Below are 18233 nucleotides of genomic sequence, written 5' to 3' on the forward strand. Positions count from 1 at the left end.
AATTTTAATGAAAGGAAGTGTTGATTTATGAAATTAGAAATAGGCAACTTTTTCGTAAAGGACATCGTCTTCGGCGACAGGACCTTCTACGAAAGAGGCGTATTAACGGTCAACAAAAAAGAGGCTTTAGACGTCGTCTTCGAGGACTCTCACATCACCGAGGCCGAGCTTTATATCGTTAGGCCGGGAGACGAGGTAAGGCTCGTTCCCGTAAAGGAAGCCTACGAGATGCGTTGCAAGGTATCGGGAGGTCAGTCCGTATATCCGGGCTGCACGGCACCTGTGGCACCAGTCGGGTCAGGAAGGACACATGCGCTAAAAGGGTGCTCACTTTTAGTGGTGGGAAAACATTGGGGATCCTTTCAGGACGGCCTCATCGACATGAGCGGGCCGGCACAGAGAAACACCATCTTTGGCTCCATGCCCAACCTGGTATTAGTCGGGGATACCGACGAGGAATTCGAAAGACACGAGCAGCAGAAGAAAAACCGCGCTCTTCGTTGGGCAGGTATGAGGTTATCCGAATACGTCGGGAAATGCGTCAAAGACTTGGAACCTGAAGAGATAGAGACGTGGGAGCTTGAGCCCGTAAACGAAAGGGCGTCTGATGTAAGAAATCTTCCATCAGTCGTCTACGTGCCTCAAATTCAAACGCAGATGGAGGCCCTGGGCTACAACGCCCTGGTCTACGGCTGGGACGGCAACCGCATGCTACCTACATACCTTCATCCCAACGAAATCCTTGACGGAGCCATAATATCGGGAAGCTTCATGCCCTGCTCGTCAAAGATTTCCACCTACGAGTGGGTAAATAACCCCATGATAAAGCGCCTCATGAGAGAACACGGAAGGACGATAAACTTCTTAGGCGTCGTACTGTCCAACCTCAACGTAGTAATGGAAGAAAAGGCTAGATCTGCCATGATGGTGGCAAACATCGCAAAAGCTCTGGGCGCAGACGGTGCCATAGTTGCCGAGGAAGGCTACGGGAATCCCGACGTAGACTACATCCTTACCATCGTGGAGCTTGAAAAGGCGGGTATCAAGACTGTGGGCATGACGAACGAATGCACGGGACGCGACGGAACTTCTCAACCCCTGGTTGCGCTGGACGAGAGGGCAAATGCGCTCGTGTCAACCGGAAACGTCTCCGAGCTTTACGAGCTTCCTCCCATGAAGACGGTATTGGGGGAGCTTGAATCCCTTGCCAGGGACGGGCTATCCGGCGGATGGGAAGGCTGCGTCAGGGAGGACGGATCGGTCATTATGGAAAATAACGCCTTCTTTTGCTCCGATCACATAAGCGGGTTTTCGCTGAAGACCTGCGCTGAGTTTTAAGAAATGAGGGGATGATTTTATGTTAAAGGCCGTTCATTACATAAACCAGTTCTTCGGACAGGTGGGAGGAGAAGAAAGCGCCGATTTTGAGCCTGTATTGCAGGAAGGTCCGGTCGGGCCAGGGCTTCTTTTAAATGAAGCCATGAAGGAAGTAAAGATCACCCATACCGTGATATGCGGGGACAACTTCATGGCATCTCATCCTGAGGAAGCAGTCGCTCGGATTTTAAAGATCCTTGAGGGATTGAAGTTCGACATCTTCCTGGCAGGTCCTGCCTTCAATGCAGGTCGCTACGGCGTAGCCTGCGGAACGATCTGCAAGGCCGTAAAGGAAAAGTTCGGCGTCCCAGTCATCACCTCCATGAACGAGGAAAACCCTGCGGTGGAGATGTTTAAATCCAACATGTACATATTTAAAGGCGGACGTCGTGCAACCTATATGAAGCAGGACGTCGAAAAGATGGCCGCCTTTGCCGATAAAATAGCGCGTGGAGATAAACTGCTTCCTGCCTCAATGGAAGGCTACTTTCCAAGAGGCATACGTCATGAGGTCTTCCTTGAGGACATTGGCCTGGAGCCTAAATGTGCAGCCGACAGGGCATTTGATATGCTCCTTAAAAAGCTCAAGGGCGAGCCCTACGAGACCGAACTTCCCATACCAAAACAGGAAAGGGTGCCTATAGCACCAGCAGTAAAGGATCTTCGGAAGGTAAAGATCGCACTTGTTACTTCCGGTGGCATCGTCCCTAAGGATAACCCCGACAGGATACAGTCATGTTCGGCGACGAAATGGGGCGCCTACGACATTTCCAAGCTCGATCGCCTGATGGCTCCGGATTTTAAGACGATCCATGCCGGTTACGACCCCGAGCAGGCCAACAAAAATCCAAATGTCGTCCTTCCCCTTGACGCCATACGACAGTATCAAAAGGAAGGGCGCATCGGCGAGGTGGACGATCACTACTACGTCACCGTTGGCACCGGCACCACGCAGGCTGAGGCCGCCAGGATGGGCCGTGAGATAGCCCAAAGGCTCAAGGAAAGAAACGTAGGAGCAGTAGTTTTAACGGCGACCTGAGGAACGTGTACTCGTTGCGGGTCAACGATCGCAAAGGAAATCGAACGCACGGGCATTCCCGTGGTAGTGATATGCAATCTCGTTAACATTGCAAAGACAGTAGGCGTAAACCGCATCGTCCCGGGCGTTGCAGTTCCTTACCCCCTGGGCAATCCGAACCTCTCTCCGGAAGACGAATGGAAATTGCGCTATCATCGCGTTGGCGTGGCGCTTGATGCTCTGGAGACGGACATCAAGGAACAGACTGTATTTACCGTGAAGATATAGCTTAAACCACTTTGGGGAGAAGTCAAACGTACTTCTCCCCCCATCGGACAGCAGAGGGGGTAGTAACGTGAGTGCAAAAGAGAAGAAAGACAACTCGGTATATGTTATCTCCATGGTCATAATGCTTTTGGCCGTAGGTTGGGGATTTTTATCCCCAGCAAGCTTTGGAGCCGCAGCCAACAATCTTTTTAACTTCCTAATTCAAAATTTCGGTTGGGGTTACATGCTCTTTATGACCTTTTTCGTGATCTTCCCGATTGGGCTTGCCATCAGCAAGTACGGCAAGCTTAAACTGGGGCCTGCCGATTCAAAGCCGGAGTTTAGGGACATCTCCTGGTTTGCCATGCTTTTTTCCGCAGGCATGGGTGTGGGACTGGTATTTTACGGAGTGGGAGAGCCGTTGTTTCATTTTCTTAATCCGCCCTTCGGAGCCGAGCCGGGCTCCGTAAAGGCCGCTACTGACGCCATGAGGATATCGTTCTTTCATTGGGGGCTTCACCCCTGGGCAGGCTATACCGTGATTGCTTTGCCTCTGGCGTATTTTCAGTTCAGAAAGAACGGGTCGGGCTTGATAAGCACGCTGTTTACTCCGTTGTTGGGCGAAGAGGGAGTAAGAGGCCCCATAGGCAAGGCCATTGATATACTGGCCATATTCGCTACGGCAGCCGGAATCGCGACATCGCTGGGATTGGGTACCCTTCAGATCAACAGCGGCCTTAAGTACCTGTTTGGGGTCCCACAGACTGTTACGGTTCAGTTTATGATCATCTTTGTATTGTGTCTGATATACACCGTCTCAGCCATTTCGGGTCTCGAAAAAGGCATCAAAGCAATATCCGACTTAAACTTATTTTTAGCAACCCTGCTTTGTGTAGCTCTCTTCTTGCTTGGACCGACAATTTCAATACTGGACTCGCTATTGACTGGCATAGGGGAGTATTTATCCAACCTGGTGTCCGAAAGTCTGACCTTAGCCCCCTATGGCGGCCCCTTTAAAAAATGGCTCGGCAGTTGGACGCTTTTTTACTGGGCGTGGTGGATTGCATGGGCGCCCTTTGTCGGCTCATTCATAGCAAGGATCTCAAGAGGGAGGACCGTTCGCCAGTTCGTGACATGCGTTTTGATTGTACCTGCCCTCGGGAGCTTTACCTGGTTTGCCGTGTTTGGTACGTCAGGACTTTACCTGCAGCTGAACGGAATAGCCGACATCGCTTCAAAGGTGAGCGCCGACATATCGACTGGAGTTTTTGAGATGTATATGCATTACCCCTTGGGGATGGCGATGTCAGTCGTCATGGTGGTGCTGATCTCGACGTTTTTCATAACGTCAGCGAATTCGGCAACGTTTGTGCTTTCAATGTATTCGACCCAAGGCGACTTAAACCCGCCAAAGTCCAAGATGGCCATATGGGGAGTGCTTCAGGCTGCATTGGCCTTCGTCCTTTTGATGAGCGGTGGGCTGCAGGCCCTTCAGATAGCTTCCATAGCCGCAGCAGCGCCTTTTGCCGTGATCATGGCTTTAGCCTGTTATTCCTTGATGAAAGCCTTGAAGAGCGACGAGGAGGTATCAAGAGAGATCAATAATTGATATTAGCAGTATATTGAGGCAATATTTTGCTAATATGTTGTGCGCAAAGATCAAAGATAATCTTGATAAACCAGGAAATTTTTTATATACTCACTTTAAACGAAGAGAAAGGCGTTTTCTTCGTGTATGGAAGGGGAAAGCGCCTATCTCTTTCATTATGGCCTTTGAGGATAAGGAGGTGTGACAACTGATTTAGCTGCAACGTCAAGTCTTTAGATTTAATATGGTCTGTGGTTAAGCGCCTGGACTGGTCGCAAGCCAGTTGACGAGGTCGGGGGAGGATCGAAGCTATCGGCGGATGCCCCCGGGCCCCGGAAGATGGGCCAATCAGTCGTCCTACAAAGCCGCGGAGCGATCTGCGGGACAAAGGGGACGACGATCTTCCGTTTGTCGGGAAATAGAAAGGATGAAGCAGCAGTGTGCGGTATAGTCGGTTATATTGGCTATCGAAATGTTTGTGATGTGCTTTTAGACGGATTGAAAAGGCTGGAGTATAGGGGATATGATTCTGCAGGAATTGCCATTAACGACGGCAATGAGATAGAGATCATAAAGGAAGTCGGGAAAGTTTCAGATCTGGAGCGCATCGTCGCGAACGTGGCGCCCAAGGGAAAACAGGGGATCGGACATACCCGCTGGGCCACTCACGGAGGAGTTACGACAGTAAATGCACATCCTCACTCTGACGAATACAAGCGATTTGTCCTTGCCCATAACGGGATAATTGAAAACTACCACGAACTTAAGGAAGCACTTGCCGCTGAAGGGTTTACCTTCATATCGCAGACTGATACCGAGGTTATAGCTCACCTGCTTTCTAAAATTTACGACGGCGACATGTTAAAAGCTCTCACATCGCTACAGGACCAATTAAGGGGTTCTTACGCTTTGGCCATAATGGATCGTGAGGACAAAAACCACATCTATTGCATGCGCAAGGGGTCACCCTTGGTATTGGGAATAGGGGAGGGAGAGTCGCTTTGCGCATCGGACATACCTGCAATCCTCCCATATACGCGTAAGGTCATGTACATGGACGACGGTGAGATCGCTCAGTTGTCGTCTCAGGGCATAAAGGTCTGGGACGCTAAGGGAACGCCTATTCAAAAGAAAAGCTTCTTTATTGACTGGGACCTGTCCATGGCAGAAAGGGGCGGATATCCTCACTTCATGCTCAAGGAAATCCATGAGCAAGGCGGCGTTTGCAGGTCCACCCTTAAGGGCAGGATATCCGGCGGCAGCGTCGATCTATCCGGGGAGCTTTCAATGGATGAGCATACCATGATAAGCTTCAGGGCGGTTCACCTCATTGCCTGCGGAACATCTTATTATGCATCCCTGATTGCCGAAAGGATATTTGAGCGTTGGACGGACCTGGACGTTAAGGTCGATATTGCATCGGAATACCGATATCGCGACAGCAAAATTACGCCCGATACGCTGGTCGTATTCGTATCCCAATCCGGGGAGACCGCCGATACGCTTGCCGCTCAAAGGAAGGCGCGTGCCTGTGGGGCATACTGCTTGGCTGTAACGAACGTGCAAGGGTCCACCCTGGCCCGCTGCTGCGACGACGTACTGCTCCTTAAGGCTGGCCCGGAGATAGGGGTAGCGGCGACCAAGACTTTCATGGGCCAAATAACCGCCCTGTACCTTCTTGCCATGTACATCGCCAAGGTGAGGGGAACATTTCCGATCGAGCGGGAAAGTGAGTTAATAGATGAGCTCTTGCAAATTCCCTACAAGATAGAGACCGTCTTAGAAAGGGAACACCTCATTGAAGAGTTGGCCTCTAAGTTTGCCTTTAGCCAAAACTTCCTATACCTTGGAAGGGGCATATCATTCCCGGTGGCCTTGGAGGGCGCCCTTAAATTAAAGGAGATATCCTACATTCACGCCGAAGCTTACGCCGCAGGCGAGATGAAACACGGTCCAATCGCATTGATCGATCCAAACGTTCCCGTGGTAGTCGTTGCACCTAAAGACAGCCTTTACGAGAAAACTTTGTCCAATATTCAGGAGGCAAAGGCAAGGCACGCCCCTATAATTGCAGTGGGTTTCGATGGCGACGAGCGACTGGCGAGTGACGCGGACCACGTCTTATGTGTTCCGCCAACCTTGGAGGAATTTTCGCCCTTTGTCACGGTCGTGCCCTTGCAGCTTTTTGCCTACCACGTGGCCAAAAAGCGGGGATGCGAGATAGACAAGCCCAGGAACTTAGCTAAGAGCGTAACGGTAGAATAAAAAAAAATGATATGGCGCCGAAAACTCCAAGCTTCGGCGCCATATCTAATATATTAATTACGCGGTCACAATAAAACGCCTTAATAGCTCCGAAATATCGCCACGACCAATCCTTAACCTCGCATAATAGGCGTTTTCTTCCACATTGGCAGCCAGGAGTTCTACGGAAGAAGGATCTTCGAGTTGAGACATGATCTTCGTCAAAAAATCGATCTCTTCTTTGCTATCATAGCGCCTTTCGACGACAACCCCTTTTAATTCTATTTCATCTTTAAAGGAAACCTTAGAGATGTCTTTGATTTTTCCTATGGCTATATGAGCTTTCCCTTTAAGTTTTCTTTTGGGATAGATCAATATATAAACCCTGTCCCTTCGCCCCAAAAGAAGGGAAATGGGGAAATAAAGCAAGCTGTGATGGGGCAAGAGAGAAATTGTCCCCTTGACCTTTTCGTAAATCTCGTGCTTTAAATCATATTCGGCCACTACGCCGACATACCCGCCTATCCAAGTGTAATTTTTGTTTACAGGTTGAAGAGCTTCTTCCATCTGCCTTGAAAGCTCCCTGATTAAGGTTAAGTTCAACCTCCTGCCGCGCCAGTACTGAAGGCTTGCCGCCAATCCCAAAATGACCAATAAAGTTACGCCCGCGTTCACCTTGCATCACCTGCATCGAGGAAACCGCAAATTACATCGCCAAGGTCAAGCAAACTTTGAGGGTCGGATATATCGCTTCCAAGGTCGGGTAATTCTATCCACGGTATCTCGTCGTAAAGTTCCATCAAGTTCGATAACCCGCAAGAATCATAGAGGAAAGCGCGCCCTTCTCCTTTCGAAGCCCTGTTTATAAAACAGGCGCCTATTCGATAACCGTTGCTGTCGAGTTTTCTGATGGTCCTTTCCGTCTCTGATACCGATAGCTTATCGGCCTGAAGCACCAAAAATATAAAGGAGCCTTCGCCAAGCAAGAAGCTTCTGGTCGCCTCAATTTCGATCTTGTACCTGCGAAGCTCAGCCATTACTATGTCATCGCCAGGATCTGTTTCGAGATCGGTTCTTTCGATATTTTGAATGTAAGCGCGCCTGTCTAAAATTTTAGAGCGTAATTTCACTAGTTCAGCTACCCAAAGAAGGGTTATATCTGGAAGGGACAAGACCCTCACGGTCATGCCAGTTGGAGGAGTATCAAGTACCACTGCATTGCACTTTTCTGCAAAAGCAGATATTTCTCCTATGGCTTCAAGGATGGCAAACTCCTCCATGCCCGGAGATTGCTTGAGGGCATCTAAGATTTTGTCTGCATTAAATATCTGTAAATTGCCGTAAAGGGGGCGCATTTGGCGTAACTTTTCTTCTACGAACCGTTGTACCTGTTCATCCAAATCCAATTCAAAGGCGGCCAGATGATCGTCAATTTTTTTAGGCTCACTGCCCAAGGAACACCCTAAGACATCGCCCAAATTGTGGGCGGGATCCAAGGAGACGGCCAAGACGTCTTTGCCCTTCGATGAAAGCGCACGAGCTAATGCAGAAGAGATAGTGGTCTTTCCAGTTCCACCCTTGCCCATTACGATGAAGCGCTTGGGCTGAGCGCTACCGTCACCTGTAAAGGATCTGCTATTTTTCCCATGCCTAGATCCTGAGAATCCCAGCAACCTTCGCAAAAAGGTCATCGCTTTCTGCCACTCGCCTTTCTAAAAGTTCAAGTTCCGGCCCCAAATGGGGGATAAGCCGGATTACCAGCCCCGCTGAAGGAGCCGGTAATCCGATGAAGCTACCCAGAAGCAAAAGGGCAAATGTCTCTTCCAGCGCCGTAAGTTCCTCTTTCACGTAATCCGTGGCCTGAAATTTTGTCATTTTCTTTAGTAGCTCAAAAAAGCCCTCGCCAATCATGGAATAATCCTCACTGGAGCTGTAAATTTAAAGCTTTATTGTCTCGGGATATTTTGCTTTTAGAGAAGATGTATTCTGTAGCGAACGATAAAAATCATATAGGAATATGAGGGCTAAAAGGATCTCCAAAACTACGAATCCTCGCACTAAGAGCGAAGATGGCACGGCAAACAGGAACCACCAAAGCCCAGCAAAGACTGTAAACCATAAAGCTCCGGCACAGGCAATTATAAACTTGACGTGTCCCTTGGGAGCAGAGCCTAGCTGCAACACCCACAGAGCAACCGTTAATAAAGTGGCGGCTGCAAGCATTTGGTTTGCGCCACCGAAGGCGGGCCACAACACGTTATAGGCTTTGCCCCAAGCAAGGGCTACGCTCAAAGCCGATGGTATAGCCGATGCCAGCCAACGGTTGGTAATAGCCCTGTAAAGCCTTCCCCCTCGGCTTTTGAGCGGATCCCACACCTCTTCCCAGGCAAAGCGCAACACCCTGTTTCCCGTGTCCATGGACGTAAGGGTAAAGGCCGAAACCCACAGGCTCGAAAAGATCGTCCCTGCCTGGGCTGAAATGCCAAAGGCCTGCTCGAAAAGCCTTCCGTAGCTTTCCGTGAAAATTCCCAGGGGACCCCCAACGGCTCCTATGGCCTTCACATAATTCTTACCAAGATAGAGAGGCTCCTTTAAGCTTTCAGCCACTACGCCGATTTCTGAGAGCTTTCCGCTTGCTTCCTTAAATACGAGCAAGCCGAAGGCAGCGATGGTCACCGTTACGACCGAAGAAAGCAATCCTTCGGTCAACATGCCTCCATAGCCTACGATAAGGCCCTGAGTCTCCTTGTCCAGCTGTTTGGAGGTTGTTCCTGAGCCAATAAGCCCGTGTATCCCCGAGAGGGAACCACAGGCAATTATCAGGGGAACGACGGGCCAGTAGGGAGACGGTACTCCCCCGACGATATTCGGGCTCCAACTTGAAAAACCCGCTAACTCCATCTTTGCTCCTGCAAAGATCAGGGCAACTACTCCCAGGACAAGGCCGAAGACGAGTATATAGGAGTTAAGATAATCTCGCGGTTGAAGCAATATCCACACCGGCAAGGCACTAGCTGCCATCATATAGAAGAAAAATACGAGCAACCACCCCTTATAACTGATGCTCAGCGGCGTCAAGAATCCCAGCCATATGGCTCCAAGAGTGAGCAGAATACCCAAAAGGCTTCCCAATACGAAGTTGATCCGTAATTTGTAGAGCAAAAGGCCCGTTATGACAGCAGCTACTATGAACCACATGGACATGCTCGCCACGTCTGGGCGGGCAATAAAAAGGTATGCAAGGGATGTGGCAAAGGCGGCCAAAGCCAAGACCAACGTAAGGTAAGCGAAGACTTGAAAAAGGTAAGAAGTACGCGGCCGCATCATTTTGCCGGCTATCCACTGGATCGATTTTCCCTCGTGTCGCACCGAGGCCATGATGGCCAAATAGTCGTGGACTGCTCCTATCAATATGTTTCCAAACCAAATCCAAAGCAAACCGGCCCACCAGCCCCAGGCCATGGCCAACGCGGGACCAAGTATTGGCGCTCCGCCTGCAATTGAAGCGAAGTGATGTCCAAACAAAACTGCCGGATGTGAGGGAACGAAATCTACATCGTCAAACTTGGAATGCGCAGGGGTTGGCCTGGAATTATCTGCCCCGACGACCTTTCGTTCGAGGCTTTTACCGTACCATAAATAGCAGACGAGATAAATGACGATTCCAATTATCAATAAAGTCGATGTGTTCACCCCTTCAAACCTCCTTTTTATATTTATATATCTATACAGTTCTTGCCACCGGATGGGCTATCATGGAGAAAAGGTCAAAAAGCGTCTCCTGTTTTTCTCTAATCTCTTTAAGCTTTTCCGTGCTTATGATCCATATATCCATTGGCTTTGCAGGCTCTATTAGCGATTGGCCGAAGGGCTTAAAACAACCAGCAAGGCTTAAAGCCTCTTCCTCGGTTTCCGTAATCCAGGTGATCCAACTCAGCGAATCCTGATCGGCTAGGTCCAGGTCGAAGTATCCCGGCAGGTGCATGTGCCGTTGGTTCATCAGGTAAAGATGCACTTGACCTATCGTCTCAACGAAATTTCTCAAGTTATCTTTAAAAGGAGGGCAGGCCTTAAAGAAAAAGAACCTGTCGGCATTTACCAAGCCGAGCCTGTCGTTGGGATGCTTTGGGAATTGTACGTAGTAGGCAAAATCGTATCGCGACAGGAAAAGCAGGTCTACTGTGAAGCATTCACGCGATATATTGTTTTCCTCAAGCCACATACGGATTTCATCCAAGCTATGAGGTTTCAACTCCCTTGCCTTTAAACCCGTAACGGAAAAGTGAGCTTTTATCCTTTGTACTTCCGGGTTTGATAGGTAGGTCCACTTTAAGTCACAACCTTTAAGCGAAACGATTTCTTCTCCCTTTAATCCCGGCACGTATTCAAGTGCAATGCCCGGATGAAACTCCTTAAGCCCCCATCGTGCAATGAAGCTTTTATCCAGTAAAACCTGAAGCCTGGTGCGCCATAAGGACCGCCTTTGATCCGAAGGCTTTTCAGGAGCCATGCCGGGATTTGCTTCGACAAATTGGCCCTTGCAAAGGTCGATGTAAGCCTTGCGGCCCATTTCCGTCAAAATGTAAATATTTTCCCTTTTTTCAAGCAAGCCCGAACGTTCTAATCGTTTCAAGCCTTCGCTGTCCTCTCCGGCTAACCTCACGGTTTCCTCGTCCCAACAAGGATGCTCTTCGTCAAAGAGCAATAAGATCGCTTCGTCCCCCATAAACGTCTCCACCCTTCCTTGTCATCATTCGTCCAACAGATATTTTTGAAGGTCGCGGCCGGTAAGGTGCATGCCAATGCCCACGGCAAGTTTCAATCGCGCTTGCAGGGGGGTGAGGCTTCCTCCCGAAAGGACTCCAAATTCAATTAGCTTTTGCGCGCTTCCCTCGTAGCCGTGAGACGTCACGACCCTTCCGCGAAGACACCTTGAAGTGACCACTACAGGTACGTTACGTCTGATGATCTGCCTTATCTGTGGGACCCAGGCAGGGTTTACGTTACCTGCACCAAAGCCCGCCAGGACCAACCCTTCCAAGCTTTCGTCCTCGGCCAGCAGTTTAAGCATCCTTTCGCCGCCGCCAAGCGTTGCCCAGATGATTTCAACCTCCTTGGCGGGTACTACCATTTCCTCTATTGCTCTGCCACGCCTTGGTTTTTTTATGATGTGTATCTTGTTTGCCACTATCTCGGCAACAGGCCCGCGATAGGGTGCAGCCAAGGCATCTCTCTTGAAGTTGCTGATCTTGCATATCTCATTTGCTGCAAAGAGTTGATCCTGAAAACATATCAAGACCCCTAACCCCCAGGTGCATTCCGAGGAGGCGGCAAGGATGGCATGATATAAATTCAAAGGACCGTCGGAACCCAATTGGTCCGAGGGCAGCGTGGACCCGGTAAATATGACCGGGTAGGGGTAAGGCCAAAGAAGATCTACCAGATATGACATCTCCTCGATGGAATCCGTTCCTGCCGTTACGACTATGCCGTTAATCCCTTGGCCGGCTTGTTTTCTAAGCAGTTCCACGAGGTCGGCCATCATGCGAATGTTGTAATGGCTGCTAGGTTGGCGACTCCAGTCCAGTACGCTAACATCACACGGTAATTTCTTATCCTTAAACCAAGCCAGCATATCACCTGCACCCAGGGTTGGAGCGTAACTTTTCGCACGTTCATCATACGTCATGCCTATCGTTCCCCCTGCAGCTACAACCAGTACATTAGGGCGTTCCGGCATCCCAACCACCTCCTCGACGTACGTACAAGTTTAACACTTTTTGACTTACAAAAGATGACTGTAGTGATAGAATATTATACCCGAGGCAAGGCAAAAGAAAGGGAAGGGTGATCATATTTGCGGACCGTTGTGGTGGGCGGAGGCAGTGTCGGTTTTTCAGTGGCAAAGAATTTAGTCGAACAGGGACACGACGTCATAGTGATAGAACAGGACGAGGATCGTGCCGCAAGGATCGACGAGATGCTTGACGTCATGGTAGTAACCGGCAACGGAGCAAGACCACAGGTGTTGGCACAAGCCGGGGTTCACCAAGGCGGAGACGTGAATTTGCTAATAGCCTGCACAGATAGGGACGAGGTCAATATCCTATCTTGTTGGATCGCCAAAAAGGCCGGAGTAAAACATGTTATATCCAGGGCTCGGAGCTTAGAGTTCACCGACAGCCGCATTTGGGCTGATGCACTAGGCATCGATGAGATGATATCGCCGGAAAGGTCAGTTGCGGGGGTCATCGAAGATATGTTGTCGATGCGCTCGGTCATTGTTTCTGACGAACTGTGGAACGGCATTGCATGCCTCTATGCAATGAAGGTAAAAAAGGGCGCCCTCCTTGAGGGCCGTCCCTTGAAGGAGGTAAAAGATCTGCGTCCCGACGTGGATGCACTTATCGTATACATAGATCGTCAAGGAGAGGGAGGATTTATCCCCCGCGGCAACACTGTACTAAAGGAAGGAGACCTGTGCTACGTAGTTACCTTGAAGAAAAATGCCCATTTACTCGAAAGGCTTTTTGGCATTGAAGATTCTTTCAGGTTGAGGCGCATTATGATCGCTGGGGGGGTAAAATTGGCTTTCAAATAGCTAGACGCTTTGAGATCCATCATAAAGACGTTGATGTGAGGTTAATAGATCTTGACCCGGAAAAATGCGAGCGCCTGTCCAAGGAATTGAGCAAAACCTTGATCCTGCAAGGAGACATAGTCGATGAAGACGTGTTGCTAAGCGAAGGCATCGACGAGACTGACGGATTTGTAGCAACGACGGCCAATGACGAGCTTAACATATTGGCAGCCATATTAGCAAAGGATCTTGGAGCAAAAAGGTCCATCGCGATCGTAAGAAACGATACTTACAGAAAACTTGAGGGCAGGCTTTTACTTGATGCGATGGTAAACCCCCACGAGGCATTAGTAGGTGCGATAATGCGCTATGTTACTTTGCGTACAAAGGGAGCAATCATGTCCACTATAAAGCAGTTAAATGCAGAGATGGTTGACTTGATCATACCCGAAGACGCCTATGTGGTTGGAAAGAAAATAATGGACCTGCATATATCTCCTATGGCCATAGTCGTGTTGGTCCAACGTGGCGAGGATATATTCGTTCCAAACGGCATGACCGCGTTAAAACAGGGCGACAGGGTCTTGCTTTACTTAAAAGCTCCAAATGACGAACGAATTTTGCACATGTTCATAAAACAAGAAAAGGATTAACTGCTATGAGGTTTAAGATCATACTAAGGGTTCTCGGTCTCATAGTTGAGGTCGTGTCTTTTTTCATGCTGTGGCCGCTCGTATGGGCTGTATTAGACAGGTCGCATGACGTCGGGGCGATATTTACTTCTATGATAATAGGAATTGCCCTGGGCGTGGTTTTGCTTTTATATGGGGGCAACAACGCTTCCGAAGACATGAGGCCAAAGGAAGCACTGGTAACGGTTGGGCTATCGTGGTTGGTCGTTTCCGCCATAGGCGCCTTGCCTTTTTGGCTTTCGGGATCAGCGCCTTCTTTTACGGATGCTTTCTTTGAGTCCGTTTCCGGTTTCACTACGACCGGAGCATCAATCCTGACAAACATAGAGGCAAACCCCAGAGGAATTCTTTTTTGGAGAAGCTTAACTCACTGGTTGGGCGGCATGGGCATTATAGTGCTTGGCTTAGCCATACTCCCATTCTTAGGAGTGGGCGGACGCCAGCTATTTCATGCGGAAGTTCCCGGCCCTGTGCCTGAAAAATTAACCCCGAGGATTCATCATACGGCCCTTCTTTTATGGGGGGTTTATGTATTTTTAACCATCTTGGAAACTTTGTTTTTGTACTTCGGCGGTCTATCCATTTTTGATGCGCTTACCCATACATTTGGAACAGTGGCAACGGGCGGATTTTCTCCCTTAAATGGCAGCGTCGGACAATACAATTCGGTTTATGTGGATGTCGTGATCACCGTATTTATGTTCATATCGGGTGCAAACTTTGCATTGCATTACAGAATGTTAAAGAAAGATTTCACTGCCTGGTGGAAGGATGAGGAGTTCAGATTTTATCTTTACATCGTCTTAGGATCAATTGCTACGATCTCTCTTGTGTTGCTTAAGGACCACATCTATAGCAGCATCAGCGATGCCCTCCGCTACGTCTCATTTCAGGTCGTCAGCATCATGACCACTACAGGATTTGTAACGGCGGATTTTGAACAATGGCCGGCTTACGCTCAACTTCTGCTCATCCTTTTGATGCTCATAGGCGGCTGTGCAGGCTCTACGGGCGGCGGCATGAAGGTAGTGAGGCTTTTAATTTTGCTTAAGCATCTTAGCATCGAACTTAAGACAATGCTTCACCCGCGCGCCCATTATGCCATGAGGCTCAACAACAATACGGTAGAAAAAGAAATAGCCCTCTCCATTTCGGCGTTCTTCGTGCTTTACTTCGCTGTCTTTGTCGTATCGTTTCTGTTGTTATCGCTCATGGGAATGGACTTTATATCGTCAGTTGCGGCTGTGGCTGCAACGTTGGGAAACGTTGGCCCGGGATTGGGCGCAGTCGGTCCCATGGATAATTATTCTGCCCTTGCTGCACCTGCTAAATGGATATTGTCCTTCTGCATGCTCTTTGGACGTCTTGAACTATATCCAATGATAGCCCTATTTTTGCCCGATTCATGGAAGAGATAACCTCGCCCAATGATGTACAATAAATACAACGGCGCAAATCCAATGTATGGGTGAATGAGATGCTCGAGCTTAAAAGCAAGAAGGCAGTACTTTTAGCGGATGCGGCACTATTCGTGGCGGCCATGTTTTGGGGGTCCGGCTTTGGGATAACCAACTGGCTGCTCAAGTTCATGTCGCCCCTATGGTTGCTGTCCGTAAGGTTTATGTTGAGCGCCGGGATTTTGGCCTTGATATTCAGGTCAAGGCTTCCCCTTCTAAGCCGCAGAGATGTCTTTTTGGGATTCTTGCTCGGAAGCCTTTTGGCTTCAACTTTTATAGCCCATATATTTGGCCTTCTTTTCACCACGCCGGGCAAGCAATCCTTCATTGCAGGAAGCAACGTTGTGATGGTGCCTTTTATATATGCCCTTATCTACAGAAAAATGCCTTCTTTGATAGCTACAGCCGGGGCTTTCTTGACCACCGCAGGCCTTTTGATCATGGCATTCACTCCCGGAATGAGCTTCAACTTTGGCGACTATCTTTCTCTTTTGCTGGCCTTTGGATGTGCCTTGCACGTGCTATTCGTTGGCAACCTAAGCAGAAAAATGGACCCCATAGCGCTAACCGTGGTGCAGATAGCTTCAGCAAGTTTAATCCTGACTGTTCTGGCATTATTCTTGGAGCCCCTACCTCCCTTCGGAGAAGTGCCATCCAAAGCCTGGCTTGGCATTCTCTACGTGGCCGTCTTCGTAACGGTCATTCCTTTTCTGATCCAGACCGTCGCCCAACGTTACAGCCCCGAGATCCACGCTGCCGTACTTCTTTCCCTGGAAAGCCCCTCCGGTTACATGTTTGCTTACCTGATAGGCGAAGAATTGATCAACTTTCAAGTCATCCTTGGCGGAATGGTAGTGTTTGCAGGTGTCGTACTTACGGAACTTGAGGCGTTCCTGACGAAGAAATTTCATCATTCTTCACATGAAGACGCCATGACATTGTGTGACATTAACGGAAGTCGCGACAGGTAAGGGGTATGTCTGCTTGGCTTCGATGCAAAAGGGCTAGCGAAACAGATGCAATAATCTAAAAACAAAGCTAAATGATAAAAATAACTTGTTTTGTCATATAAGGAGCGATCCCATTGAATGACAGCGTCAGAATCACTAAGGATAAACGTCCGAGAGCCAGGGATATTGGCATTCATATAGGCGTATTTTCGCCAGGGAAATATAACGCTATAACCGACGTCAAGGGCGTTTTGGTGGGTCATTGCACGTTAATACAAGGCCACGGACCGCTTACGCCGGGCAAAGGCCCGATTAGAACAGGAGTGACGGCGATTCTGCCGCACGATGGCAACATGTTTAAGCAAAAAGTGCCTGCTGCCAGCTTTGTGTTTAACGGGTTTGGCAAGTCAATCGGATTGCACCAGGTCAATGAACTCGGCAATTTAGAGACACCTATCCTTTTGACAAATACCTTAAACGCCCCGATAGTTGCAGACGCCCTAATAGAATGGATGATGAAGGAAAATCCTGAAATAGGAATTGATACCTGTACCGTTAATCCCGTAGTTGGCGAAATAAACGACGGTTTTTTAAATGATATTCAAGGACGCCATGTAAAGAAGGAACACGTCTTCGAAGCCTTAACCACTGCGCAGTCAGGGCAGATAAAGGAGGGTGCAGTTGGTGCCGGGACAGGAAGCTCCTGTATGGGGTGGAAAAGCGGCATTGGGACGTCGTCTCGTGTGTTGCCACAAGATTTGGGCGGTTTCACGGTCGGCGTTCTCGTGCTTACCAATTTTGATGGGCTACTTACCGTAAACGGCGCTCCCGTAGGTAGAAAGTTAGGGCACATTCCCTTCAAAGATCCCGGAGGCTCCGTCATGGTCATCACAGCGACAGATGCCCCTTTATATCAAAGACATCTCTTACGCGTGGCCAAACGGGCAGTGCTGGGGCTTGCCCGGACAGGATTTTACGGCAGCAATGGTTCTGGAGATTTTTTCATAGCCTTTTCTACAGCCACAACCATACCTCACGAACCAACCGACGTTACCCTTCAAGGGGTAGCGATGACCAACGATGCGCTCTCATCACTATTTTTAGCGACGGTAGAAACCGCTGAAGAGGCAGTAATCAACTCCATCTTAAAGGCTGAAACGACAGTTGGGCGCGATGGAAACATTAGCGAAGCGGTAGACATCCAAAAGTTAGTCAGGATTCTTCGTGATTATAGTATTGAATAAATAAGCGGGCCATCGAGACCTTGCATCAAATGTGCGATGGCCCGCTTATGCTTAAATTACTTCACTAAAATCCGAGGACCTCTCCCACGATGATCACGTGAGATTGCCTGCCCTGAGGCGCCCTTTCAAGCACGAGCATGGCACGGCAAACCCGCTCGGGTGAATCGCAGTCGACGCAATAGCCAAGGGATGCGCAGGGCGTTTTGATATTAAGGCGCATTGCGTTAGGTGGAGTAGCAAAGTTCTTAACCCTGGCAATCGCAGCTTCAAGGCCCCCGGGGCAGACCTTATTTATCCCTATGACGTAAATGATCTTTCCCGCCGCCCAAGCCATGCCGGCAACCCTATTGCCGTTGCCGTCAATGTTGACCATGGTGCCATCTATGGTTACTGCGTTTGCACTGGTCAAAAACACATCACAGAGCAGCTCTTCCTGCAACCTTTGAATGCGTTCTGCCCCTGCGAGGTTTGGATCCCAGTGATGTACGATCTTGTTGCCCCTTTTTTCAAGCTCTTCAAGCAAGCCCAACTCTCTTACGGTGACGCTTCCCGGAATGCCTACGCTTGCATTCTTAGGTATTAACTCCAACACCTTATCTTTGGCCTCGACAGCGGTTCTTGCGTACTCGGCTTTATAACCTTTTTTGTTGAGGTTATTGACGATAGCGCTGCCCAAAAGCTCGTAATGCCTCTTTCTGAAAGCTTCCCAATCAGCCATACAAATCCCCCCTCAGATTGTGAACGAAGTTGCTTCAACTTGACTGTAGCTATTAAAATGATAACATTAATTGGCGAAGTAATTTACAACAAAGGAGT

General features: G+C 49.1%; 16 protein-coding genes. 9 read left to right on the top strand and 7 right to left on the bottom strand.

The genetic code is table 11. The annotated features are described in order from the left end of the window. Positions 1-27: 27 nt before the first annotated feature. The 4 genes from BUQ78_RS00285 to glmS all read left to right on the top strand — a co-directional run bounded on the left by BUQ78_RS00285 (position 28) and on the right by glmS (position 6515). The gene (locus BUQ78_RS00285; protein ID WP_074198922.1) at positions 28-1338 is read left to right on the top strand and encodes a glycine/sarcosine/betaine reductase component B subunit; all 1311 of its coding nucleotides are present in this window, start codon (positions 28-30) and stop codon (positions 1336-1338) included. A 19-nt stretch (positions 1339-1357) separates the two neighbouring features. Next, a complete protein-coding gene (locus BUQ78_RS00290) occupies positions 1358-2683 on the top strand; it encodes a glycine/betaine/sarcosine/D-proline family reductase selenoprotein B (RefSeq protein WP_084532107.1) in 1326 nt (441 codons plus the stop codon). Between the two features lie 67 nt (positions 2684-2750). Continuing rightward, a complete protein-coding gene (locus BUQ78_RS00300) occupies positions 2751-4271 on the top strand; it encodes a BCCT family transporter (protein ID WP_318259404.1) in 1521 nt (506 codons plus the stop codon). A gap of 417 nt (positions 4272-4688) precedes the next feature. Continuing rightward, complete coding sequence (gene glmS / locus BUQ78_RS00305; RefSeq protein WP_074200117.1) at positions 4689-6515, top strand: glutamine--fructose-6-phosphate transaminase (isomerizing); 1827 nt, start codon at positions 4689-4691, stop codon at positions 6513-6515. A gap of 57 nt (positions 6516-6572) precedes the next feature. Here the strand turns inward: glmS and BUQ78_RS00310 are convergent, their stop codons facing one another. Genes BUQ78_RS00310 through BUQ78_RS00335 form a run of 6 tightly spaced genes read right to left on the bottom strand, consistent with a single transcriptional unit; the run spans position 6573 to position 12234 of the window. Continuing rightward, a complete protein-coding gene (locus BUQ78_RS00310) occupies positions 6573-7169 on the bottom strand; it encodes a hypothetical protein (protein WP_074198925.1) in 597 nt (198 codons plus the stop codon). Continuing rightward, positions 7166-8185: an ArsA family ATPase gene (locus BUQ78_RS00315; RefSeq protein ID WP_074198926.1), complete on the bottom strand. Its 1020-nt coding sequence runs from the start codon at positions 8183-8185 to the stop codon at positions 7166-7168. Before BUQ78_RS00315 ends, BUQ78_RS00310 begins: the two co-directional genes overlap by 4 nt. Next, positions 8145-8405: a DUF7990 family protein gene (locus BUQ78_RS00320; protein WP_014806896.1), complete on the bottom strand. Its 261-nt coding sequence runs from the start codon at positions 8403-8405 to the stop codon at positions 8145-8147. The genes BUQ78_RS00315 and BUQ78_RS00320 overlap by 41 nt, the downstream gene beginning before the upstream one ends. A gap of 27 nt (positions 8406-8432) precedes the next feature. Next, a complete protein-coding gene (locus tag BUQ78_RS00325) occupies positions 8433-10187 on the bottom strand; it encodes a carbon starvation CstA family protein (RefSeq protein WP_074198927.1) in 1755 nt (584 codons plus the stop codon). Positions 10188-10218: 31 nt separating this feature from the next. Further along, positions 10219-11220 (bottom strand): hypothetical protein, encoded by a 1002-nt coding sequence (locus BUQ78_RS00330; RefSeq protein ID WP_074198928.1) that lies wholly within the window; start codon positions 11218-11220, stop codon positions 10219-10221. A gap of 24 nt (positions 11221-11244) precedes the next feature. Further along, a complete protein-coding gene (locus BUQ78_RS00335; RefSeq protein WP_074198929.1) occupies positions 11245-12234 on the bottom strand; it encodes an asparaginase in 990 nt (329 codons plus the stop codon). Between the two features lie 117 nt (positions 12235-12351). Here BUQ78_RS00335 and BUQ78_RS10095 point away from each other — a divergent pair, with 117 nt between their 5' ends. The 5 genes from BUQ78_RS10095 to BUQ78_RS00355 all read left to right on the top strand — a co-directional run bounded on the left by BUQ78_RS10095 (position 12352) and on the right by BUQ78_RS00355 (position 17417). Next, entirely contained in the window at positions 12352-13095 is a 744-nt protein-coding gene (locus BUQ78_RS10095; protein ID WP_318259406.1) for an NAD-binding protein, read from the top strand. 35 nt (positions 13096-13130) lie between these two features. After that, positions 13131-13727 carry an NAD-binding protein gene (locus BUQ78_RS10100; RefSeq protein ID WP_318259407.1) on the top strand — a complete coding sequence of 199 codons (597 nt, stop codon included), beginning with the start codon at positions 13131-13133 and terminating at the stop codon, positions 13725-13727. Between the two features lie 5 nt (positions 13728-13732). Further along, positions 13733-15184, top strand: coding sequence for a TrkH family potassium uptake protein (locus tag BUQ78_RS00345; RefSeq protein WP_074198930.1), 1452 nt, complete (start codon positions 13733-13735; stop codon positions 15182-15184). Between the two features lie 59 nt (positions 15185-15243). Next, the gene (locus BUQ78_RS00350; RefSeq protein WP_074198931.1) at positions 15244-16194 is read left to right on the top strand and encodes a DMT family transporter; all 951 of its coding nucleotides are present in this window, start codon (positions 15244-15246) and stop codon (positions 16192-16194) included. A 113-nt stretch (positions 16195-16307) separates the two neighbouring features. Continuing rightward, the gene (locus BUQ78_RS00355) at positions 16308-17417 is read left to right on the top strand and encodes a DmpA family aminopeptidase (RefSeq protein ID WP_074198932.1); all 1110 of its coding nucleotides are present in this window, start codon (positions 16308-16310) and stop codon (positions 17415-17417) included. A gap of 64 nt (positions 17418-17481) precedes the next feature. Here the strand turns inward: BUQ78_RS00355 and BUQ78_RS00360 are convergent, their stop codons facing one another. Next, positions 17482-18135 (bottom strand): lactate utilization protein, encoded by a 654-nt coding sequence (locus tag BUQ78_RS00360; protein WP_074198933.1) that lies wholly within the window; start codon positions 18133-18135, stop codon positions 17482-17484. Positions 18136-18233: the final 98 nt, after the last annotated feature.

Source organism: Acetomicrobium flavidum, from assembly GCF_900129645.1.
Taxonomy (GTDB): domain Bacteria; phylum Synergistota; class Synergistia; order Synergistales; family Acetomicrobiaceae; genus Acetomicrobium; species Acetomicrobium flavidum.

Bases quoted from the DNA above. Each gene is read 5' to 3' on its own strand.
- BUQ78_RS00345 (WP_074198930.1), top strand. From the start codon at position 13,733: ATGAGGTTTAAGATCATACTAAGGGTTCTCGGTCTCATAGTTGAGGTC.
- BUQ78_RS00320 (WP_014806896.1), bottom strand. From the start codon at position 8,405: ATGATTGGCGAGGGCTTTTTTGAGCTACTAAAGAAAATGACAAAATTT.
- BUQ78_RS00315 (WP_074198926.1), bottom strand. From the start codon at position 8,185: ATGACCTTTTTGCGAAGGTTGCTGGGATTCTCAGGATCTAGGCATGGG.
- BUQ78_RS00330 (WP_074198928.1), bottom strand. From the start codon at position 11,220: ATGGGGGACGAAGCGATCTTATTGCTCTTTGACGAAGAGCATCCTTGT.
- BUQ78_RS00350 (WP_074198931.1), top strand. From the start codon at position 15,244: ATGCTCGAGCTTAAAAGCAAGAAGGCAGTACTTTTAGCGGATGCGGCA.
- BUQ78_RS00335 (WP_074198929.1), bottom strand. From the start codon at position 12,234: ATGCCGGAACGCCCTAATGTACTGGTTGTAGCTGCAGGGGGAACGATA.
- BUQ78_RS00285 (WP_074198922.1), top strand. From the start codon at position 28: ATGAAATTAGAAATAGGCAACTTTTTCGTAAAGGACATCGTCTTCGGC.
- BUQ78_RS00360 (WP_074198933.1), bottom strand. From the start codon at position 18,135: ATGGCTGATTGGGAAGCTTTCAGAAAGAGGCATTACGAGCTTTTGGGC.